This window comes from Caballeronia sp. LZ033 (assembly GCF_031451265.1).
GTDB lineage: Bacteria > Pseudomonadota > Gammaproteobacteria > Burkholderiales > Burkholderiaceae > Caballeronia.
The window spans coordinates 1-381 of the sequence record NZ_JARUXQ010000062.1 but is presented as its reverse complement, the minus strand read 5'-3'; the positions used below and the strand labels follow the sequence as shown (position 1 = coordinate 381).

At 66.4% G+C, this 381-nt stretch carries 1 protein-coding gene; it reads left to right on the top strand.

The features are described from left to right. Window positions 1-381, top strand: a 381-nt coding sequence (locus QCE62_RS35195) for an FAD-binding protein (protein ID WP_309928053.1), incomplete at both ends; no start/stop codon positions are given.

Below are 381 nucleotides of genomic sequence, written 5' to 3'. Positions count from 1 at the left end.
CGCCGCCGATGCAGGCATCTCGCAGTTCGTGAGCCGCGAAGTGACGAAGCTGGACCGTCCGGAACTGACGAGCGCGCACATCATCGTGTCGGGCGGCCGTGGCTTGGGCAGCGGCGAGAACTACACGAAGACGCTCGAGCCGCTGGCGGACAAGCTGGGCGCGGCGCTGGGCGCATCGCGCGCGGCGGTCGATGCCGGTTACGTGCCGAACGACTTCCAGGTGGGCCAGACGGGCAAGATCGTCGCGCCGCAGCTTTACGTGGCGGTCGGTATCTCGGGTGCGATCCAGCACTTGGCGGGCATGAAGGACAGCAAGGTGATCGTCGCGATCAACAAGGACGCGGAAGCGCCGATCTTCAGCGTGGCCGATTACGGTCTCGT